Annotated in this window: 19 protein-coding genes; 14 read left to right on the top strand and 5 right to left on the bottom strand. The window is 74.1% G+C overall.

Features of this window, described 5'->3' with window-relative positions; genetic code table 11:
- The first annotated feature begins 22 nt into the window (after positions 1-22).
- Both nudC and KSNIM_RS15230 read left to right on the top strand, forming a co-directional pair.
- On the top strand, positions 23-955 hold the full coding sequence (nudC, locus tag KSNIM_RS15235; protein ID WP_263103752.1) for an NAD(+) diphosphatase: 933 nt from the start codon (positions 23-25) through the stop codon (positions 953-955).
- A 331-nt stretch (positions 956-1,286) separates the two neighbouring features.
- Positions 1,287-2,111, top strand: coding sequence for a GntR family transcriptional regulator (locus tag KSNIM_RS15230; RefSeq protein WP_263103751.1), 825 nt, complete (start codon positions 1,287-1,289; stop codon positions 2,109-2,111).
- 134 nt (positions 2,112-2,245) lie between these two features.
- Here the strand turns inward: KSNIM_RS15230 and KSNIM_RS15225 are convergent, their stop codons facing one another.
- Positions 2,246-2,503 carry a mycoredoxin gene (locus tag KSNIM_RS15225; RefSeq protein WP_030274906.1) on the bottom strand — a complete coding sequence of 86 codons (258 nt, stop codon included), beginning with the start codon at positions 2,501-2,503 and terminating at the stop codon, positions 2,246-2,248.
- A gap of 262 nt (positions 2,504-2,765) precedes the next feature.
- On the opposite strand from KSNIM_RS15225, the gene KSNIM_RS15220 reads away from it, so the two are divergent.
- The 4 genes from KSNIM_RS15220 to KSNIM_RS15205 all read left to right on the top strand — a co-directional run bounded on the left by KSNIM_RS15220 (position 2,766) and on the right by KSNIM_RS15205 (position 6,672).
- Complete coding sequence (locus KSNIM_RS15220; protein WP_263107971.1) at positions 2,766-4,997, top strand: ATP-dependent DNA helicase UvrD2; 2,232 nt, start codon at positions 2,766-2,768, stop codon at positions 4,995-4,997.
- Between the two features lie 267 nt (positions 4,998-5,264).
- Complete coding sequence (locus tag KSNIM_RS15215) at positions 5,265-5,732, top strand: hypothetical protein (RefSeq protein WP_263103750.1); 468 nt, start codon at positions 5,265-5,267, stop codon at positions 5,730-5,732.
- Between the two features lie 164 nt (positions 5,733-5,896).
- Positions 5,897-6,265: a WhiB family transcriptional regulator gene (locus KSNIM_RS15210; RefSeq protein ID WP_411543716.1), complete on the top strand. Its 369-nt coding sequence runs from the start codon at positions 5,897-5,899 to the stop codon at positions 6,263-6,265.
- On the top strand, positions 6,262-6,672 hold the full coding sequence (locus KSNIM_RS15205; protein ID WP_263103748.1) for a hypothetical protein: 411 nt from the start codon (positions 6,262-6,264) through the stop codon (positions 6,670-6,672). Before KSNIM_RS15210 ends, KSNIM_RS15205 begins: the two co-directional genes overlap by 4 nt.
- A 190-nt stretch (positions 6,673-6,862) precedes the next feature.
- On the opposite strand, the gene KSNIM_RS15200 is transcribed toward KSNIM_RS15205, so the two are convergent.
- Together KSNIM_RS15200 and KSNIM_RS15195 are read right to left on the bottom strand one after the other, a co-directional pair.
- Positions 6,863-8,191 (bottom strand): ABC1 kinase family protein, encoded by a 1,329-nt coding sequence (locus KSNIM_RS15200; protein ID WP_263103747.1) that lies wholly within the window; start codon positions 8,189-8,191, stop codon positions 6,863-6,865.
- 515 nt (positions 8,192-8,706) lie between these two features.
- Positions 8,707-9,834, bottom strand: coding sequence for a ThiF family adenylyltransferase (locus KSNIM_RS15195; protein ID WP_263103746.1), 1,128 nt, complete (start codon positions 9,832-9,834; stop codon positions 8,707-8,709).
- Between the two features lie 312 nt (positions 9,835-10,146).
- On the opposite strand from KSNIM_RS15195, the gene KSNIM_RS15190 reads away from it, so the two are divergent.
- The 4 genes from KSNIM_RS15190 (at position 10,147) to KSNIM_RS15175 (ending at position 13,941) form a co-directional block, all read left to right on the top strand.
- A complete protein-coding gene (locus tag KSNIM_RS15190; RefSeq protein ID WP_263103745.1) occupies positions 10,147-10,908 on the top strand; it encodes a M48 family metallopeptidase in 762 nt (253 codons plus the stop codon).
- 98 nt (positions 10,909-11,006) lie between these two features.
- A complete protein-coding gene (locus tag KSNIM_RS15185; protein ID WP_263103744.1) occupies positions 11,007-12,497 on the top strand; it encodes a TerD family protein in 1,491 nt (496 codons plus the stop codon).
- 15 nt (positions 12,498-12,512) lie between these two features.
- A complete protein-coding gene (locus KSNIM_RS15180) occupies positions 12,513-13,205 on the top strand; it encodes an AIM24 family protein (RefSeq protein ID WP_263103743.1) in 693 nt (230 codons plus the stop codon).
- Positions 13,206-13,227: 22 nt separating this feature from the next.
- Positions 13,228-13,941, top strand: a complete 714-nt coding sequence (locus tag KSNIM_RS15175) for an AIM24 family protein (protein WP_263103742.1) — start codon at positions 13,228-13,230, stop codon at positions 13,939-13,941.
- 68 nt (positions 13,942-14,009) lie between these two features.
- Here KSNIM_RS15175 and KSNIM_RS15170 read toward each other — a convergent pair whose 3' ends face one another.
- A complete protein-coding gene (locus KSNIM_RS15170) occupies positions 14,010-14,579 on the bottom strand; it encodes an NUDIX hydrolase (RefSeq protein WP_263103741.1) in 570 nt (189 codons plus the stop codon).
- Positions 14,576-16,081 (bottom strand): zinc-dependent metalloprotease, encoded by a 1,506-nt coding sequence (locus KSNIM_RS15165; protein WP_263103740.1) that lies wholly within the window; start codon positions 16,079-16,081, stop codon positions 14,576-14,578. The genes KSNIM_RS15170 and KSNIM_RS15165 overlap by 4 nt, the downstream gene beginning before the upstream one ends.
- Before the next feature lie 190 nt (positions 16,082-16,271).
- On the opposite strand from KSNIM_RS15165, the gene KSNIM_RS15160 reads away from it, so the two are divergent.
- The 4 genes from KSNIM_RS15160 to KSNIM_RS15145 all read left to right on the top strand — a co-directional run bounded on the left by KSNIM_RS15160 (position 16,272) and on the right by KSNIM_RS15145 (position 19,586).
- Positions 16,272-17,423: an NAD-dependent epimerase/dehydratase family protein gene (locus KSNIM_RS15160; RefSeq protein ID WP_411543715.1), complete on the top strand. Its 1,152-nt coding sequence runs from the start codon at positions 16,272-16,274 to the stop codon at positions 17,421-17,423.
- 100 nt (positions 17,424-17,523) lie between these two features.
- Positions 17,524-17,964, top strand: a complete 441-nt coding sequence (locus tag KSNIM_RS15155; protein WP_411543714.1) for a molybdenum cofactor biosynthesis protein MoaE — start codon at positions 17,524-17,526, stop codon at positions 17,962-17,964.
- 237 nt (positions 17,965-18,201) lie between these two features.
- Entirely contained in the window at positions 18,202-18,384 is a 183-nt protein-coding gene (locus KSNIM_RS15150; RefSeq protein WP_030274884.1) for a hypothetical protein, read from the top strand.
- Positions 18,385-18,434: 50 nt separating this feature from the next.
- Complete coding sequence (locus KSNIM_RS15145; RefSeq protein WP_263103738.1) at positions 18,435-19,586, top strand: PDZ domain-containing protein; 1,152 nt, start codon at positions 18,435-18,437, stop codon at positions 19,584-19,586.
- Positions 19,587-19,599 lie beyond the last annotated feature (13 nt).

Raw genomic sequence — 19,599 nt, 5'->3', positions numbered from 1 at the left:
CTTCGAACGGGGATGGACCGAGTTGAGCAGCGCGTCTGACACCAGGCACCTGGCCCTGGCCCGCGCCGGGGTGGACCGTGCCGCGCACCATCGGTTCGACGAGCCGTGGCTGGCCGCGGCCTGGAGCCACCCGACCACCAAGGTGCTGCCGATCGCCGGCGGCGAGGCCTTCGTGGTCGACACCGAGCGGGGCACCGAGCTCGTCCTGCTGCCCTCCTTCGAGGCGCCGGACGGCGGCGACCGCTTCTACCTCGGCACCGACGACGACGGCGTCTCCTACTTCGCGCTGGCCGGCGAGAGCCTGCCGGGCCGGCTGGACGGCGACGCCCGCCCGGCCGGGCTGCGCGAGGTCGGCGCCGCGCTCTCCGACCGGGACGCCGGGCTGCTGGTGCACGCCGTCGCCCTGGAGCACTGGCACCGGCTGCACAGCTTCTGCTCGCGCTGCGGCCACCGCACCGAGAAGGCCGGTGCCGGCCACGTCCGCCGGTGCACCTCCTGCGCGGCCGAGCACTACCCGCGGACCGACCCGGCGGTGATCATGCTGATCACCGACGACCGGGACCGCTGCCTGCTGGGGCGTCAGGCGATCTGGCCGGAGGGCCGTTGGTCCACCCTGGCCGGCTTCGTCGAGCCGGGCGAGTCGATCGAGCAGGCGGTCGCCCGCGAGGTCTTCGAGGAGGCCGGCGTGCGGGTCAGTGACGTCGAGTACGTGGCGAGCCAGCCCTGGCCGTTCCCCTCCAGCCTGATGCTGGGCTTCGTCGGACGGGCGGACCCGGCCGGCACCGCGATCACCGTGGACGGCGAGGAGCTGGCCGAGGCGCGCTGGTTCTCCCGCGAGGAGCTGGCCGCCGGCATGGCGGCGGGCGAGATCCTGCCGCCGTCCGGGATCTCGATCGCCCGGCACCTGGTCGAGCTCTGGTACGGCGAACCGCTGCCGGCGGCGGCCCGCTGGTAGGTCACCGGCCCGGCCCGGTGCAGCCCGGGCCACCGTCGGGAAAGGGGCGCGCGGACATTGTCTGCGCGCCCCTTTCTGCTTCGGAATCCCTTTTCTTTCGTCCGTGCCGCCCGACCACGGCCGGCGTTCCGCCCGCCTTTCGTCCGACTTCCGTCCGGCTTCCGTTCAAGCGGCGATATCGGTGCGAAGTGCGACCGAAGCCGTTCGGACCGGCGCCCACCTGCGACGGAGTGCGCCCGTGTGCGCGGTTCGCGCCCGGTCGAAACCTCTCGACGGCGTTCTTGGCCCGTTTCCCTGAAATGCAGGAACCCGGCTGACTACATTCACCGGTGTGACGATCCCCCGAGCCGGAGTGCCCGCTCCCAAGTACCAGCGCCTCGCCGCCGACCTGCGCCGCCGGATCGAGTCCGGTGAGTGGCAGGGCGGGGCACAGCTGCCCGTCGAGACCGAGTTGGAGCACCACTACGGCGTGGCCCGGAACACCGTGCGCCTCGCGGTCGACGTCCTGGTCAACGAGGGGCGGCTGGTCCGTCTCCAGGGCAAGGGCACCTACCTGAAGCAGCAGCCGATGCTGGACCACCGGGCCTTCGGGCCGCCGCGGCAGACCGCCGGCCCGCAGGACTGCCTGTCCGCCCCCTCCGAGGTCTACGCCGAGGAGGCCCGGGCCGCCGGCCGCCGGCTCACCTGCGACTTCGAGATGCTCGTGGTGCGCGCCCGGGCCGACATCGCCGAGCTGCTGGGCATGCTGCCCGGGGAGGCCGTGGTGGTCCGCCGGCAGCTCCGGCTCACCGACCGCGAGCCGTACTCGATCGAGGAGAGCCACTACCGGGCGGGCCTGGCCGCCGGGACGCCGCTGATGGAGCCGGAACCGGTGCCCGGCGGCGACGAGACGGTGCTCGCCGCGATCGGGCGCTGCGAGTGCGCCGCGGCCGACCGGCTGGTGGCCCGGATGCCGGGGCCGGAGGAGGCCGCCTGGTTCGAGGTCGGCCCAGGGGTGCCGCTGCTGGTGCAGACCCGGGTCACCAGTGACGCCCGCGGCCCCGTCCGGGTGGTCGAGACCCGGTACGCGGCCGACCGCTGCCGGCTGCTCTACGGACTCGGGACGGCGCAGGCCGGCACCGACGCGCCCGCCCGGGCGGCGGCCGGCGTCCCCTGACCCGCCCGCACCGGCGCCCCGACGGTCCTCGGTCGACCTCGGGGGGCGGAACCGGAACGCGGCACGGCCCCGGCGGAGGACCTCCGCCGGGGCCGTGCAGGGCCTTCGGAACGGCGGTGCGTTCCGGTGCGCCGTCAGCCGGCCAGCGCCGCCTGGACCTGGCGCAGGCTCGGGTTGGTCATCACGACCTGCTCGCCGCCGCTCTTCGGCTCGACCAGCACGGTCGGCACGGTCTGGTTGCCGTTGTTCACCGACTCCACGAAGCTCGCCGAGGCCGGGTCCAGCTCGATGTTGATCTCGGTGTAGGAAATGCCCTCGCGCTCAAGCTGGCTCTTGAGGCGGTTGCAGTAGCCGCACCAGGTCGTGCTGTACATCGTGACGGTGCCGGACATGGCGGCGTGCTCCTTCGGAGAGGGGGCGTACGGTCAGGGGTCCCAACGCACGGCGCGCATCCGTCATTCCGCACGAGCCCGGCGCGTGCGGAAGGCCACACGCCGGGCGGCGGAGCGATCGTCGTACCGCTGCTGCCGGCCGCGGGGCGGACGCCTGTGGAGAACCCGGCCGCTGTCACCGCCGGCTGCCAGGATGTGCGGTCCGGTCCGCACCGCCCGCCGGGCTGAGAGGATGGTAGCCATGCAGGAAGAGCTCTCGGGCATGTCCGGCCCGTACGACCCGTACGGCTCCTACGCCGCCGCCCCCGCCGGCGCCGACGCGGTGCTCGCCGGGCTCGACCCCGAGCAGCGCGCCGTCGCCACCGCCCTCACCGGGCCCGTCTGCGTGCTCGCGGGCGCCGGCACCGGGAAGACCCGGGCGATCACCCACCGGATCGCCTACGGGGTGCGCAGCGGCGTCTACCAGCCCCAGCAGGTCCTCGCCGTCACCTTCACCGCCCGGGCCGCGGGCGAGATGCGCGGCCGGCTCCGCCAGCTCGGCGCGGACGGCGTGCAGGCCCGCACCTTCCACTCGGCGGCGCTCCGCCAGCTCCAGTACTTCTGGCCGCGGGCGGTCGGCGGCGAGGTGCCGCGGCTGCTGGAGCGCAAGGTCCAGCTGGTCGCCGAGGCCGCCGCCCGCACCGGCCTGCGGGTGCAGCGCACCGAGCTGCGCGACCTCACCGGCGAGATCGAGTGGTGCAAGGTCACCCAGATCGTGCCGGACGACTACCCGGCCGCCGTTGCCAAGACCGGCCGCGAGGCCCCGCGCGACCCGGCCGAGATCGCCCGGGTCTACGCGACGTACGAGCAGACCAAGCGCGACCGCGGCGTGATCGACTTCGAGGACGTGCTGCTGCTGACCGCGGCCATCCTGGAGGACCGGCCGGAGATCGCCGAGCGGGTCCGCGCCCAGTACCGGCACATCACCGTGGACGAGTACCAGGACGTCTCCCCGCTCCAGCAACGGCTGCTGGACCAGTGGACGGCCGGCGGCGCCAGCCTCTGCGTGGTCGGCGACGCCAGCCAGACCATCTACTCCTTCACCGGCGCGACCCCCGAGTACCTGCTGCACTTCCGCACCCGGCACCCGGACGCCACCGTGGTGAAGCTGGTGCGCGACTACCGCTCCAGCCCGCAGGTGGTGCACCTGGCCAACGGGCTGCTCGCCCAGGCCCGCGGCCAGGCCGCCCAGCACCGGCTGGAGCTGGTCTCGCAGCGCGAGGCCGGGCCCGAGCCCGAGTACGCCGAGTACCCGGACGAGCCGACCGAGGCGGAGTCCACCGCGCACCGCATCCGCAAGCTGCTGGACAGCGGTGTGCGGGCGAGCGAGATCGCCGTGCTGTTCCGCACCAACGGCCAGTCCGAGGTCTACGAGCAGGCCCTCTCCGACCTCGGCCTGCCCTACCAGCTCAAGGGCGCGGAGCGGTTCTTCGAACGACCCGAGGTCCGCGAGGCCGGGGTGCTGCTCAAGGGCGCCGCCCGGGCCGCGTCCGACCCGCTGACCGCCGACGAGCCCGACCTCGCCGGCCAGGTCCGCGCGGTGCTCGCCACCCGCGGCTTCACCGCAACCCCGCCGGCCGGCTCCGGCGCCGTCCGCGAGCGCTGGGAGTCGCTGGCCGCGCTCGTCCGGCTCGCCGAGGAGTTCGAGGCCGGCCGCCGCAGCGCGGGGGAGAGCACCGACCTCGCCGCCTACGTCGCCGAGCTCGACGCCCGAGCCGCCGCCCAGCACGCCCCGGCCGTCGAGGGGGTCACCCTGGCATCGCTGCACGCCGCCAAGGGCCTGGAGTGGGACGCCGTCTTCCTCGTCGGCCTCAGCGAGGGCACCCTGCCGATCATCTACGCCAAGACCGACGAGCAGGTCGAGGAGGAGCGCCGGCTGCTCTACGTCGGCGTGACCCGCGCACGGCAGCACCTGATGCTCTCCTGGGCGCTCTCACGTTCCCCCGGCGGCCGCGCGAGCCGCCGCCCCACCCGCTTCCTGGACGGCCTGCGGCCCGGCTCCGGCACCGCCCGCGCGGGATCCCGCGGCGGACGCGGCGGCGTCGAGCACGGCGAGGCCCGGGCCTCCCGCCGCGCCCCGCGCGGCCCCGTCACCTGCCGGGTCTGCGGCCGCACCCTCACCGAGGCGGTCGAGCGCAAGCTGCGCCGCTGCGAGGGCTGCCCCTCCTCGATGGACGAGGCCCTGTACGAGCGGCTGCGCGCCTGGCGCGCGGCCCAGGCGAAGAAGCAGGGCGCGCCCGCCTACGTGGTGTTCACCGACGCCACCCTGATGGCGATCGCCGAGGACGTCCCGGCGGACGAGCGCGAACTGTCCCGGATTTCCGGGGTGGGCGCCATGAAACTGGACAAGTACGGCGCCGCTGTGCTCTCGTTGTGCGCGGGGGAAGAGCTCGTAGACGTGGTCTCCGATGAGACCGCGGACGGGCTCGTGGGGGAGCCGACCGAGCCGGCCTGAGCCGCTCGTGGAGATCACTCCGGAACTCGCCGGAAAAATAGTTTGCGCCCCGTACGCCGCGCGCAATAGCCTGCCGGAGCGGTCAAGGGGACGAGATCGCAAGGCCGTGGAAGGCCCACTTCCGCGTGCCGTTCGAGCACGGCCGGGTCCGTGAGGACCTACCGGCCACCACAGCTCCACACAGCATCACCAGCAGGACCGACCAATATCCGAACACCGGGGCCCGGGGGACTGGGCACCGCGAGACGCCGAGAGGAGGCGAAGACAGTGGAAACCACGAAGACGATCACCAAACTGACTGGCCAGACCGTTTTCGCCATGCCCGTGTGCGCTCCCTCGATGTTCGGCACCCGTGGCACCTCGACCGTCGTCTCGCGTCTGCGCGGCGTGGTCGTGCTGGCCGAAAACGGGCTGGGTCTCCAGGGCACCGATGTCTCCGTTGTCAGTGGCTCCGGCTTCACTGGCCTCGGCGGCGCCGATTCCTTCGAGACGGGTCTGTCCCGTGACTGGGCGATCTTCGGCGGCGGCCTCGAGCTGCGCGACGAGCGACCGACCCAGGCACCGAAGGCAGTGGCAGTGGCAGCCAAGCACGGCGGCTATGTGCGCGTCTCCGGTGCCGGAGCAGCCAAGCAGGACGAGCAGCTGATCAACCAGGCCCAGGCCGCCCACACGGGCGCCCAGGCCATCCGGATGAGGGCCTTCCGCGGCCCAGCACCCTGGAGTGAACGAACCTGAGTCAGCCTCAGGTCGGTCTCCAGGGCCGCGGAACCCGTCACCACCGGGATCCGCGGCCCTTCTGTTTTGTCCGGTACGTCAAGACAAACCCAGGTCCTTCGGGGCCTCCGGTCCGGCCCCACCAGCCAGCTGGACCGGAACCACTGAGAAAAGACGAGGAAGAAGTGTCCACGGTCATCACACCGCCCCTCCCGTCCGTACCGACAGACAAGTTCACCAAGGCCGACCAGGCCGACCCCCCGGAGGTTTCCCTGATGCAGCAGCTCAACTCGCTCGACGAGGCCGACGCTCTCGGCCGCACCATCCCGTGCCGGGCCTTCGACCCGGAGGTGTTCTTCGCCGAGACGCCGGCGGACGTCGAGTACGCCAAGTCCCTCTGCGGCACCTGCCCGGTGAAGGAGGCCTGCCTGGCCGGCGCGCTGGAGCGGCGTGAGCCGTGGGGTGTCTGGGGCGGCGAGCTCTTCGTGCAGGGCGTGGTCGTGGCCCGCAAGCGGCCGCGGGGCCGTCCGCGCAAGACCGAGGTCATGGCGTGATCACCGCCGACATGTCCTCCGGTCACGGAACCGCAGGAGTCCGACGGGGAGAGCAGCCCCCGAAGGACAACCACCTGCGCCGCTCCGTACGCATCGCCGCCGCCAAGGCCGATGCCCTAGCCCACCGCCCCTTCCCGAGCACGCACCACGAGCAGGACCACCACATGACCCCCGTCGCCGATCACACCGCCAGCTTCGAGCACAACGCCGAACTCCGAATCCGGAACAGGAACTTCGACATGAATCTTCTCCAGGAATCCCTGGCCCGCGCCCATATGCACGAACGCATCCGCGAGGCCGAGCGCCAACGCCTCGGCGCGCGCGTCGCACGGGCCGACCGCCTCCGGCGGAAGGCCGAGCGTGCCTCGCTGCGCGCCCGCAGGGCGCTTGCCGTCGCTCTGATGTGACGGACCGCCGCCCCAACCCGGGACCCCCGATCCCGGGAACGGTGCGGCCCGTCCATGGACCAGGCAGAACACCACGAACGACGGCCGCCCCCCTGCGGAAGGGGGCGGCCGTCGCCGTTCACGGTGGAGGACGCAGCCGGCGCCGCGCGCCGTGCGGTGCGCCAGGCAAGATCCGCCAGACAGGCCTTAGTTAGTCGGTGAAGCCCGGCAGCCAGGTGGTCAGTTCCTCGTGCATCCGCACGGTCGCGCCGAGCTGGCAGAGCACGCCGATCGTGCTCAGCGTCACCCGGTGGATCAGCAGGTACGAGGGCGGCAGGTTGAGCTGCTTGCCGAGGTTGTAGGCGGGCGAACGGGGGTCGGCGATCCGGGCCGCCTGTGCGCGCATCCAGTCCCGGGTGAAGGTGAACTCCTCGACCCGGGTGGGCTCGATGATCGGCAGCAGGTAGTCCAGCACCGCGTCCGGGTCCAGCGTGATGGTGGGCCGGACGAAGCCCTCCTGCCGGAGCAGGTCGTAGACGGCGCCTGCCTCGCCGGCCAGCGCGAGCCGCAGCGAGGCGCCGATCGGCTCCGGCAGCCCGCCGGGCAGCCGGTCCACCGTGCCGAAGTCGAGGACGCCGAGCCGCCACTCCTCCACCGGGCCGTCGTCGCCCAGCAGCCGGAAGTTGCCCGGGTGCGGATCGGCGTGCAGCAGGCCGGTGCGGGTCGGCCCGGCGAACAGGAAGCGGGCCAGCAGCTGGCCGGCCCGGTCCCGCTCCTCCCGCGAGCCCGAGGCGATCACCCGGGCCAGCGGCGTGCCGTCCATCCACTCGGTGACCAGCACCTGCCCGGACCGGTCGACGACCTGCGGCACGGCGATGTCCCGGTCCTCGGCGAACTCGACCGCGTGGGCCCGCTGGGCCTCCGCCTCCAGGCCGTAGTCCAGCTCCTCCGTGACCCGGGCCCGCATCTCGGCGATCAGCGGCTTCATGTCCATCCCGGGGATCAGCGGCCCCAGCACCCGCGCGAGCCGGGCCAACTGGCCGAGGTCGCTCAGCAGGGCGTCCCCGGCGCCCGGGTACTGCACCTTGACGGCGACCCGCCGTCCGTCGTGCCAGACCGCACGGTGCACCTGCCCGATGGACGCCGCGGCGGCCGGCCGGTCGTCGAAACTGCGGAACCTCTCCCGCCAGTCCGCACCGACCTGCTCCGCCATCACCCGGTGCACGGTGGCCGCGGGCATCGCCGGGGCCGAGTCCTGAAGCTTCGTCAGCGCGGCCCGGTAGGGGCCCGCCACGTCCTCCGGCAGGGCCGACTCGAAGACGGACAGCGCCTGGCCGAACTTCATCGCGCCGCCCTTGAGCTGACCGAGCGTCGAGAAGAGCTGCTCGGCCGTGCGCTGCTGGAGCTCGGCGGTGACCTCCTCGGCCGGCCGGCCGCCGAGTCGCTTGCCCAGCCCGAGCGTGGCACGGGTGGCGAAGCCGAGCGGCAGCGCCGCCAGTCGCGCCGTCCGCGTCACGGCCTTGCGCGGAAGATCGCTCACCCCGGGGCCTCCCAGTCGGATCGCGCCCGCCGGGGCGGCCCGGCGCGGAGCACCGGACACGGCCTGCCGCCGGGCAGTGGTCACCACGCCATTGTGCCCGCTCGCCGCCCTGGATCCGGCGAATCATCCGGACTGGTATTCGGGCGCGCAAGCGGAGGAGGAGGCGCGCCCGGTGGAATTCACCCCCGCGGCCCATCGGCGGGGTCCTCGCCGACCCCGACCGCCTGCGTTCACCCGCCCGAGGGAGGTTCCCGTCAGCCGGCCCGAGTGCCCGGCCGCCCGAACGGGGGACCTCGCCAGAGCGCAGGTACTGACCGGACGAGGCCCCGGCAGCACGAGGGCCGATCGATGCAAGGCGGCCCGGCCGTACGGGACACCCGGTGCACGGGAGGTTCGGTGCACGGGAGGTTCGGTGCACGGGAGGTTCGGGGCACGGGACACCCGGTGCACGGGAGGTTCGGGGCACGGGAGTCCGGTCTAACCGGGCGGCCAGGGGGCGGTCGGCACCGGTGCGGTCACGTGCCACCCCGCCCGGTACCGGAGCAGGCGCCCGCCCCGGGGACGGCCAGCGGCGGCCGTCCGCCCGGCCACTGGCAGCCGCAGGAGGGGTGGGCCGGAAGTCGCAGCCGCCGCACCATCCCGTCCGCGGCGGAGAGCTCGCACCAGCCGTCCACGCTCGGCGGCAGCACACCGTCCAGGAAGAGCTGAGCGTGCAGCGCCGCCAGCCCGGCGACCGCAGTGGCCAGTGCGCTGTCGCAGGCCGGGCGGCCGTCCAAACCGGCGCCCTCCAGCTGCGCGAGCAGCCCGGGCCAGCCCTCGTCCTCGTCGGCGCGGGTGAGCGCGGCGCAGCTGCCGCAGGCGGACGCCCCGGGCACCACCAGCGGCCCGACCACACCCAGGTGCTCCAGCACACCCACGTACAGGTGCGGCACGCCGGCCCGGGCCAGCTCGTGCGCCTCGACGGCACGGCCCGTCCAGGCGCCGGCGCCGTCCCGCGGCGCGAGGACGACCAGGGCGGGCGGCCCGGCCGCCACCGGGGCGGGACGGTGCCGCGCGGCCGGAGCGGCCCCGGCGGCCCGGAGCACGGCCTCGCGCGCCGCGGTGCTGCGCAGCCGTCCGACGTCGGTGGACGGGATCCCGGCGGGGGAGCAGTCCCCGGGGTCGACCCGGCCGCCGTCGGCCACCGTCACGGTGCCGATGCCGCCCGCGGCCAGGACGGCGGCCAGCGCCGCCCCGACCCGCCCGGCACCCCGGACCTCCACCCGGGCCAGCCGGCGGGCGGCGAGCACCTCCGCGGCCTCGCCCGGCTCCGGATGGACGAGCGAGAGCCCGGCCGCATCCGGCCCGAGCAGCTCCCGCTGCGGCTGCGGGAAGCCGCCCAGGGCCTGCCGGAGGGCCTCGGCGTCGTCCAGCAGCTCGCCGCCGGCCAACGAGTCGAGCAGTGCCCGGCCCAGACCGGGGTCGAGGCCGAGCCGCTCGCCGGCCGTGATCAGTTCGGCGGTGTCGCGGGTGCCGTCGACGAGGTCGAGGAAGGCCGTGACGGTGGCGTCGGCCTGCTCGACCAGCCGGGCGTACCGGCGGACGGTGCCGAACTGCAGGGTCAGCTCGTCCCGCCGGAGGCGGGCGAGTCCGGGTTTGAGCATCGGGCGCATGGGCGTCACTCCGGTGCGGCGTGGGGCGGATCGGGCATGGACGGGCATGGACGGGCATGGCCGGGTGCGGACAGGTGCGGACAGGTGCGGGCGGGGCCAGTCGGGTGATCCCGGTGACGGCAGGATGCCCGAGGCCGGCCTGGCCCGTGAAACGCGTTGTCCACAGGCCCGGTCGGCTTGTACGACCATCTGTGCGTACACCCTGTGGACAACTTCTGTTCGCCCGGCGTGTGCCGACCCTGCACCCGGGCGGCGGCCCCGGTGGCGCCGATCCGTCGGACCCGACGGGTAACGTCGGGTGTCATGGCGGCCGAACCGGACACCCGATCCCCCTCGCCGCGCCGGCGTACCCGGGCCGCTTCCGGTTACGGTGCCGCGGCCGGCGGCGCGCGCGGGCGCGCCCAGCAGGCGGAGACCACCGCGCAGCAGCGGCCGGCCCCGGAGCCGTCCGCCCCATCAGCCCCGGCGGCGGTCGACCGGTCGAACGTCGAGGTCCGCCGCAGCACCCGTCGCAGCCGTACCGTGTCCGCGTACCGCGAGGGCGACCGCACCGTCGTGCTGATCCCGGCCCGGATGTCGAAGGCCGAGGAGCAGCGCTGGGTCTCCCAGATGGTCGAGCGACTGGCCCGCCAGGAGAGCCGCCGCACCCTCGGCGACGACGCGCTGGAGGCCCGCGCCCGCGAGCTGTCGGCGGCGTACCTGGACGGCCGGGCGGTGCCGCGCCGGGTCCGCTGGGTCACCAACCAGAACTCCCGCTGGGGCTCCTGCACTCCGGCCGAGGGCTCGATCCGGCTCTCCCACCGGCTGCAGGGCATGCCCGGCTACGTGGTCGACTACGTGCTGCTGCACGAGCTGGCGCACCTGCTGGTGGCCGACCACGGCCCGCGGTTCTGGGCGCTGCTGGAGGCCTACCCGCGCACCGAGCGCGCCCGTGGCTACCTGGAGGGGGTGGCCGCCGCAGGCCGGCTGCCGCACCTGCCGGGCGCCCGCGGCGGAGACGCCGGGGACGCCGCCGCCGACGGGCCGCCCACGGGCGGAACCGCGGACACCGACGGCTGCGACTGAGACGGAGAAACCGCTGTGGTCGGGGCTGCTGCGGGGGCGGGCCGCTGGGATAGGGTCTCCGGGATCAGCAGCCGTACGGGAGGGGGCCGGTCCGCGCCATGTCCAGGGAACTCGTCAAGGCGTCCCGTGTCCGGATCAGCGAGCTGACCCCGAGCACCGAGCTCTACCTCGGGGTGCACATCACGGCGCCGGGGCTGACCTTCGACATCAGCTGCTTCGGCCTGGACGCCGACGAACGGCTGAGCGACGACCGCTACTTCGTCTTCTTCAACCAGCCGGCCAGCCCCGAGCAGTCGATCCGGCTGCTGGGCGCACAGGGCGGCGACTCGGAGTCCTTCGCGGTCGCGCTGCCCGCCGTCCCGGAGGCCGTCCACAAGCTGGCGCTCACCGCCACCATCGACGGCGACGGACAGATGTCCCAGGTGGCCTCCGGCTACGTGCGGATCGTGGCCGGCGGCACCGAGGTCGGCCGGTACAGCTTCACCGGCGCCGAGTTCTCCACCGAGCGGGCCGTGATGCTGGCGGACGTCTACCGCCGGGGTGGCGAGTGGCGGTTCGCCGCGGTCGGGCAGGGCTTCGACGGTGGGCTGCGCGCCCTGCTGGAGAACTTCGGCGGCGAGGCTCTGGAGGACGAGCCCGCACCGGCCACTCCCGCCGCACCGGCGGCCCCTGCCCCGGCCGCCCCGGTACCGCAGCAGACCCCGTCCGCCGCCGTCCCCGCGCCGCAGCAGTCCCCCGATGCGACCCTGCTCGCCGTCCCCGTTCCCGTCCCCGTCCCCGCCGCGCCGCTGCCCCACCCGGACGCGACCCTGCTCGCCGTGCCCGTGCCGCCGGAGGCCGTTCCGTTTGCGCCGGCCGTGCCGCCCCAGGCCGCCGTGCCGCCCCAGCCTGCCGTCCCGCCGCAGTCCGCCGGGGTGCGCATCTCCCTGACCAAGTACGCGGAGCTGACCAAGTACACCGACGCCGCGGCGGGCCAGGACTGGGTGAAGCAGAACGACAAGCTCGTCCGGGTCAGCCTGTCCAAGGGCAAGGACGTGCTGGCCCTGCAGGGCAGCATGGTCGCCTACCAGGGCAAGGCCGACTTCGCGCACGAGAGCTCCGGCATGCTGCGCACGCTGGTCGGCAATCTGACGGGCCAGCAGCTGAAGCTGATGCGGATCACCGGCGAGGGGCAGGTGTTCCTCGCGGACGAGGCCTGCGACCTGCACGTGGTGCGGCTGGAGGGTGACTCCTTCTGCGTCGGCTCGGACCGGGTGCTGGCCTTCGAGGCCGGCCTGGAGCACGAGGTGCGCCGGATCGAGGGCGAGGGCCTGCCGAACGGCGGCTTCTTCACCCTGCAGTTCAGCGGCCACGGAACGGTGGTGGTGAAGACCAACGGCACCCCGGTGGTGCTACCGGTCACTCCGGCCCCGGAGACGTACGTGGACGTGCAGGCGCTGGTCGCCTGGTCGCGCGGCTCGCAGGTGATCACCACCGCGCCGGTGCGGATCCGCCGTTCCGCCTACGCCGGGCACGCGGCGGAGTCGTACAGCCTGCAGTTCCGCGGCGCCCCGGGGAACTTCGTCGTCGTCCAGCCGTTCGAGGTCTGAGGTCCAGGAGGAGTCATGCAGGCACAGTTCCTCTCCGGGGGCGGGCTCGACGCGTACCGGGCCGCCGACACCGGCGCGCGGATGAGCAACCACGGCACCGCCATGTGCCGGGTGGCGCTGACGTCCGCCTCCGACGTCTACGCCAAGGCCGGCGCGATGGTGGCCTACGACGGCTTCCTGCAGTACGAGCCGGTGCCGCAGTCGCTGCGGAGGGCGCTCGGCGAGTGGGCGTCCGGCGAGCGCAGCCCGCTGCTGCGGTGGGCCGGGGACGGCACGCTCTACCTCGCCGACCTCGGCGCCGACGTGCTCAACCTGCAGCTCGCCGAGGAGTCGCTGTCCGTGAACGGCTCCCACCTGCTGGCCATGGACGCCACTCTGGGCTGCACCGTGGAGAAGGTCCGCGGCCCGGCCCTGCTGGCCGGCACCGGCCTCTACAACGTCACCGTGACGGGCAGCGGCTGGGTCTCCGTCACTTCCCGCGGCGTGCCTGCGGTGCTGGACTGCTCGGAGACCGAGACCTTCGTCGACCCGGACGCGCTCGTCGCGTGGACCGGTGGCCTGGAGGTGCGCACCCGCCGCACGGTCAAGGTCGGCTCGCTGATCGGCCGCGGCAGCGGCGAGGCGCTGCAGCTCGGGTTCCGGGGCCACGGCTTCGTCGTGGTGCAGCCCAGCGAGGACACCGGCGACCGTCTCAAGATCCGCGGCTGAGAACCGAGTTCGAGGAGCCCCCGTGCAGAGCCCCCTCCTGGCGCACACCGCCGGCACCGGCACCGACCGCTTCGCGCTGCAGAACCCGCAGCTGCTGCGGGTCACCCTGGACGGCCGGTCCGAGGTGCTCGCCCGTACCGGCGCCATGGTCGCCCACGTCGGCAAGGTGGACTTCACCGGCTGGACGCCGCCCGCCGGGAACCGCCGTGGCAACCGCAACGGCGGCGGCAACGCCGGCAACCGGCACCGCGACGCCGGCGCGCTCGACCTGATGCGCTGCTCCGGCACCGGCACGGTCTACCTGGCCAACCTGGCCCAGCACCTGCACGTCCTGCAGCTGAGCCAGGAGCGCCTGGTCGTCACCAACAGCTACGTGCTGGCCCTCGACACCACCCTGGACTGGCACACCGTCGCGATCGAGAACGGCGACCGGATCGCCGGCGTCGGCAGCCGCTGCCTGGAGGTCTCCGGCACCGGCGGCCTGGTGCTGATGACCTCCGGCCGCCCGCTGGTGATGCCGGTCGAACCCGGCAGCTACGTCTACGGCGACGCCGACGCGGTGGTCGGCTGGTCCTCCGGCCTGGAGGTGCAGCTGCAGGCGCAGAGCACCAACACCGAGGCCTGGCGCCGGCGCGGCACCGCGACCGAGGGCTGGGAGCTGGCCTTCACCGGCCGCGGCTTCGTGATCGTGCAGCCCAGCGAGCTGCTGCCGCCGCAGCGCGTGCCGCGCGGCTGAGACGAGAGGGCCCGCCCCCGGTGCGCCGTCGGGCGCGGGGGCGGGCTGTCGTGTGCGGACCGGGCCGATCAGACCAGGGCGCGGGCGATGCCGACCAGGGTGCGCACCGAGTCGTCACTCAGCTCGGGCAGCTCGTCGAAGCCGAACCAGCGCAGGTCCAGCGACTCCTCGCTGATCAGCTCCTGCGCCCCGGGCGGGGCGACGGCCACGTACTGCACGTCGAGGTGGGTGTTCTCCGGCCTGTCCTTGCCGGCGCAGCGCACCTGGTGCCGGTCGAGCTTCACCGGCACCGGCAGCCCGTCGACGCCGGTGAGCAGGGACAGCCCCGCGATGCCGGACTCCTCGGTGGCCTCGCGCAGCGCGGCGGCCGCCAACGTGTCGTCACCGGGCTCGCAGTGGCCGCCCATCTGCAGCCAGCGGCCGACCTTCGGATGCAGGGTCAGCAGCACCCGGCCGGCGGCCGGGTCCACCACCACCGCGCTGGCGGTGATGTGGGCGGGCAGGCAGGCCCGCATCAGCCCGTCGGAGTGGCCGGCCAGGTGGTCCAGGTAGTCGAGCCGCAGCTGGTCCTGGCCGGGGTCGGCGGTCTTCCAGTCCTGCAGGGTACGGACGGCGTCCTGGTGCAGGGCGTCGCTCACTTGCCGCCGTCCTCGTCCTCGTCGTTGTCGGTGCCCGCGGTGCCCTCGGGGCCGCCGGTGCTCGCCGAGCCGGGCTTGTCCTCGCCGCGGGCGGCGTCGCCGAGCAGCTTGTCGAGCGCGTCGAAGTCGATGCCGCCCTCCTCCGCGCGGTGCACGAACCCGTCCGGGTCGTCCAGGTCGGCGGCGGTCGGCAGCATGTCCGGGTGCTCCCAGAGGGCGTCGCGGCCCTCGATGCCGCGGGCGTCGGCGAGCGAGGCCCACAGCCGGGAGGCGTCCCGCAGCCGGCGCGGGCGCAGCTCCAGGCCGACCAGGGTGGCGAAGGTCTGCTCGGCCGGGCCGCCGGTGGCCCGGCGGCGGCGCAGCGTCTCGCGGAGCGCCGCGGCCTGCGGCAGGTGCGGCTGGGCCGCGGCGTGCACCACCGCGTCCACCCAGCCCTCGACCAGCGCGAGCGCCGTCTCCAGCCGGGCCAGCGCGGCCTTCTGCTCGGGGGTGTCCTCGGGCTGCAGCAGACCGCCGGCCAGCGCCTCCTGGAGCGCCTCCGGGTTGGTCGGGTCGAGCTGGCCGACCAGCTCCTCCATCCGCGAGGTGTCGACCTTGATGCCGCGCGCGTACGCCTCGACCGCGCCGAACAGGTGCGCCCGCAGCCACGGCACGTGTGCGAACAGGCGCTGGTGGGCGGCCTCGCGCAGGGCGAGGTACAGCCGCACCTCGTCGGCCGGCACGCTCAGGCCCTCGCCGAACTCGGCGATGTTCTGCGGCAGCAGCGCGGCCTTGCCGGACGGCGCGAGCGGCAGGCCGACGTCGGTCGAGCCGACCACCTCGGCGGCGAGCGCGCCCAGCGCCTGGCCGATCTGGGTGCCGAACATGGCACCGCCCATCGAGCGCATGACGCCCATCAGCGGGCCGGCCATGGCCTGCATCTCCGGCGGCAGCACGCCGCCCATGGCGTTGCCGACCCGCTCGGCGACCGGGTCGACCAGGTCCTTCCAGACCGGCAGGGTCGCCTCGATCCACTCGGCGCGGCTCCACGCCACGGCGGTGGTCGAGCCGGACGGGAACTCGGTGGCCGCGTCCAGCCACAGCTCGGCGAGGCGGACGGCCTCGACGACCGCGTTGCGCTCGGCCGCACCGACCGAGCGGTCCTTGCTGCGGCCCTCGGCGGGCTCGGCGACGACCGTCTGCCGGGCGATGTTCTGCGCCAGCTCCCAGTTCACCGGGCCGCCGTCGAAGGACAGCATCTGGCCGAGCTGCTGGAAGGCCGCGCCGAGGTCGTTGGGGTTGAGGTTGCCCATCATCGCGCCGAAGGGGTTGTCGCCGCCGGCGCCGCCCATGCCGAACAGCGCGCCGAGCGGGTTGCCCGCGCCCAAGCCGAAGGGCTGCTGCGGGGTCTCGCCCTGGCCGCCCTTGCCCTCGGCGGCGGCGTCGCCCTGGTCGTCCTGCTTGCCCTTGCCGTCCTCGGGCTCCTCGGGCGGGACGGAGAATCCGAAGGGGAGGTCGCTCACGGGGTCCTCAGATCTGCTCGGCCGTCACGCGGGATGTGGCGGGGAATTCGTGTGCCCGCGGAGGCGGGACGTGTCCATGGTCTCGCGGCCCGATGGCGCCGGGTGCGCCCGCCGGGCCCTTGCCTCGGGCAGGATGGACGGTACGTGACACTCGTACGTACGCACATAAGCTAACCGTGGAGGATGGCCGGTGAGTTCCCCGCCTTCGGACGTTCGCTCTGGGCTGACCGGAGGTGAGGACGACCGCGCGGCCGCCGCGGGTTCACCGTCTCCAGCCTACGGCGGCAAGCCGCTGACCGTGGCCGTCACCGGGGCGGCCGGCGTGCTCGGCGAGCGGGTCGCGGCCCGGCTGGTCGACTCGCCGGGGGTCCGCCGGGTGCTGGCCATCGACGACCGCCGCGGCGAGGTGCCCGGCGTGCACTGGCGCATCCTCGACGTCCGCGACCCGGCCGTGGCGGAGCGACTGGCCGGGGTCGACGTGGTCGTCCACCTGGCCATGGACCTCGGCATGGAGACCGACCCGCGGGCCCGGAGCGCGTACAACGTGCGGGGCGCGCAGACCGTGGTGACCGCCGCCGCGGCGGCCGGTGTCTCCCGGGTGGTGCTGTGCACCTCGGCGATGGTCTACGGCGCGCTGCCGGACAACGAGGTGCCGCTCGCCGAGGACTCCGAGCTGCGGGCCACCGAGGAGGCCACGCTCGTCGGCGACCTGCTGGAGATCGAACGGCTCGCCCGGCGCGCCCCGCGCGCCCACCCCGGCCTGCAGATCACCGTGCTCCGCCCGGCCGTGGTGGTCGGCCCGGGCATCGACACCGTGCTGACCAGGCACTTCGAGGCGCCGAGGCTGCTGGTGGTGGCCGGCTCGCGGCCGTGCTGGCAGTTCTGTCACGTCGACGACCTCGCCTCGGCGCTGGAGTACGCGGCGCTCGGCCTGGTCGAGGGGGAGGTCACCGTCGGCTCCGACGGCTGGCTGGAGCAGGAGGACGTGGAGGAGCTCTCCGGCATCCGCCGCATGGAGCTGCCGGCCTCGCTGGCCCTCGGCACCGCGGCCCGGCTGCACCGTCTCGGGCTGACCCCGGCCCCGGCCGGCGACCTCGCCTACACCATGTACCCGTGGGTGGTCTCCGGCAGCCGGCTGCACGAGGCGGGCTGGCGCCCGGAGCACAGCAACGAGGAGGTGCTCGCCGAACTGCTCGCCCAGGTCTCCGGCAAGCACGCGGTGGCCGGCCGCCGGCTCGGCGGCAAGGAGGCGGCCACCAGCCTGGGTGCGGCCGGCGCCACCGTGGCGCTGGTGGGCACCGCCGCCCTGGTCCGGCGCGCCCGCAAGCGCCGAAGGTTCTGAGCCATCCCTACCCGTCCCGGCTTTCCGCACTGCGGAATGCCACAATCGTGATGCGGAAGCCCTTGCCGGGCGGCACCCGTCATGGGGAATCATGGTGACCATGTCCGAGAACCACGACCCGATCCGCCTGCTCGCCATCCGCGACACCCCGCTGTCGCTGGACGAGGTGTACGAGGCGGTCGGCGACGACGCGGCCGGCGGCACCACGGTCTTCGTGGGGACGGTCCGCGACCACGACGGCGGCAAGTCCGTCTCCGCGCTGGAGTACAGCGCCCACCCGACGGCCGAGCGGGAGATGCGCCGGATCGCCGAGAAGATCGTCGCGGACTTCCCGGTGAAGGCGCTGGCGGCGGTGCACCGGGTCGGCCGGCTGGAGATCACCGACAAGGCGGTGATCGTCGCCGTCTCCTGCGCGCACCGCGGCGAGGCCTTCGAGGCGGCCCGCCGGCTGATCGACGACCTCAAGCACCAGGTGCCGATCTGGAAGCACCAGGTCTTCAGCGACGGCGAGGAGGAGTGGGTCGGCGCGGGCACCTGCTGACCGCCGCCGTCCCCCGTTCGCCTCACTGCCCCCAGGGGCCGCTCCCGGTCCCGGCCCGGTGCGCGGCGGCCCCGCCGTGCTCTCCGCGGCCCCCGTGGTGGCCCTCCTGCAGCCCCGTCACAGGCGTGCCGCGACCCTGCTGAGGGTGAACCGTGGCCGTAACCCGGTGCCCGCCGCCGCCGTTGTCTGCGCGGACGGTTAATCTGCTGATAGACACGACGAGCTGGGAGTACGGACATGGCTGCGCTCGCCTGGTTGATCATCCCCGTCGCCGCCGCACTGGCCGCCATGGTCTGGGCGGGCTGGGCGGCCCGCACCCCCCGCGCCACCGGTGATCCGGCCTCGCTCGCCGAGCACGAGCGGTTCCGCGCCGCGATGGAGCGATCCACCGTCGGTTCCGGCGACGGCCCCCGCCGCTGACGCCCCGGCCCGGGCAGCGCCCCACCGCCGCCGTCCCGTACTGTCGATCCATGCCACGCCGCTCCGCGACGATGCTCGCCGCCACCCTGCTGCTCATAGGCCTGCTGTGCGCCTCCGTGCTGATGCGGGTGCCGTACACCGAGATGAGCCCGGGCCCGACCTACAACACGCTCGGTGAGCAGGAGAAGAAGTCGGGCGGCTCCGTCCCGGTGATCGCCATCAGCGGCCACGAGACGTACCCGACGAGCGGCCACCTCAACATGACGACGGTGCAGGTCACCGGCGCCAAGTACGAGCCGAGCCTGGTCTCCGCGGTGATCGGCTGGCTGCGCAAGGACGTCCTCGTCGTGCCGCACGACAACGTCTACCCGAAGGGCCAGACCGACAAGGAGGCCCAGCAGGAGAACGCCGAGCAGTTCGCCACCTCCGAGGACAGCGCCAAGACGGCGGCGCTCAAGCAGCTCGGCATCCCGGTCGGCACGCAGATCGTGGTCTCCTCGGTGGTGGCCGGCGGGCCCTCGGAGGGCAAGCTGCACGCGGGCGACCGGATCGTCGCGGTGGACGGCACCCCGGTGACCGCCAAGGAGCAGGTGGCGGCGCTGGTGACCAAGCACAAGCCCGGCGAGACGGTGGAGTTCACGGTCGTCCCGCACACCGCCGCGGCGGGCACCGGCGGCTCCGCGGGCACGAACGGCTCGGCGGGCACGAACGGCTCGGCCGGTACGAACGGCACGGCGACCGACAAGGCGGCCGAGAAGAAGGTCACCGTCACCACCGGCAAGGCCTCCGACGGCCGGGCCATCGTCGGCATCCTGCCGGGGACGGACCACACCTACCCGTTCACCATCGACATCGGCCTGCAGGACGTCGGCGGCCCCAGCGCCGGCCTGATGTTCTCGCTCGGCATCGTGGACAAGCTGACGCCCGGTGACCTGACCGGCGGCAAGTTCGTCGCCGGCACCGGCACCATCAGCGACGAGGGCGAGGTCGGCCCGATCGGCGGCATCCAGATGAAGCTGATCGCGGCCCGGGACAAGGGCGCCGAGTACTTCATGACGCCGGCCGAGAACTGCACCGAGGCGTCGAAGGGCACCCCGGGCGGGCTGACCCTGGTCAAGGTGGACAGCCTCGGCGAGGCGTTGAAGGCGCTGGACCAGATCCGCTCCGGCAACACCTCGGCGCTGCCGTCCTGCCCCAAGTAGCGGGGCGCCCGGC

The organism is Kitasatospora sp. DSM 101779 (assembly GCF_025655475.1).
Lineage (GTDB): Bacteria > Actinomycetota > Actinomycetes > Streptomycetales > Streptomycetaceae > Kitasatospora.
The sequence above is the reverse complement of the archived record's forward strand: the minus strand, read 5'-3'. Positions and strand labels throughout refer to the sequence as shown.

Coding starts and splice junctions, on each gene's coding strand:
- KSNIM_RS15190 (WP_263103745.1), top strand. CDS start 10,147: ATGGCGGCCGAACCGGACACCCGATCCCCCTCGCCGCGCCGGCGTACC.
- KSNIM_RS15185 (WP_263103744.1), top strand. CDS start 11,007: ATGTCCAGGGAACTCGTCAAGGCGTCCCGTGTCCGGATCAGCGAGCTG.
- KSNIM_RS15220 (WP_263107971.1), top strand. CDS start 2,766: ATGTCCGGCCCGTACGACCCGTACGGCTCCTACGCCGCCGCCCCCGCC.
- KSNIM_RS15195 (WP_263103746.1), bottom strand. CDS start 9,834: ATGCTCAAACCCGGACTCGCCCGCCTCCGGCGGGACGAGCTGACCCTG.
- KSNIM_RS15145 (WP_263103738.1), top strand. CDS start 18,435: ATGCCACGCCGCTCCGCGACGATGCTCGCCGCCACCCTGCTGCTCATA.
- KSNIM_RS15225 (WP_030274906.1), bottom strand. CDS start 2,503: ATGTCCGGCACCGTCACGATGTACAGCACGACCTGGTGCGGCTACTGC.
- KSNIM_RS15155 (WP_411543714.1), top strand. CDS start 17,524: ATGTCCGAGAACCACGACCCGATCCGCCTGCTCGCCATCCGCGACACC.
- KSNIM_RS15180 (WP_263103743.1), top strand. CDS start 12,513: ATGCAGGCACAGTTCCTCTCCGGGGGCGGGCTCGACGCGTACCGGGCC.
- KSNIM_RS15150 (WP_030274884.1), top strand. CDS start 18,202: ATGGCTGCGCTCGCCTGGTTGATCATCCCCGTCGCCGCCGCACTGGCC.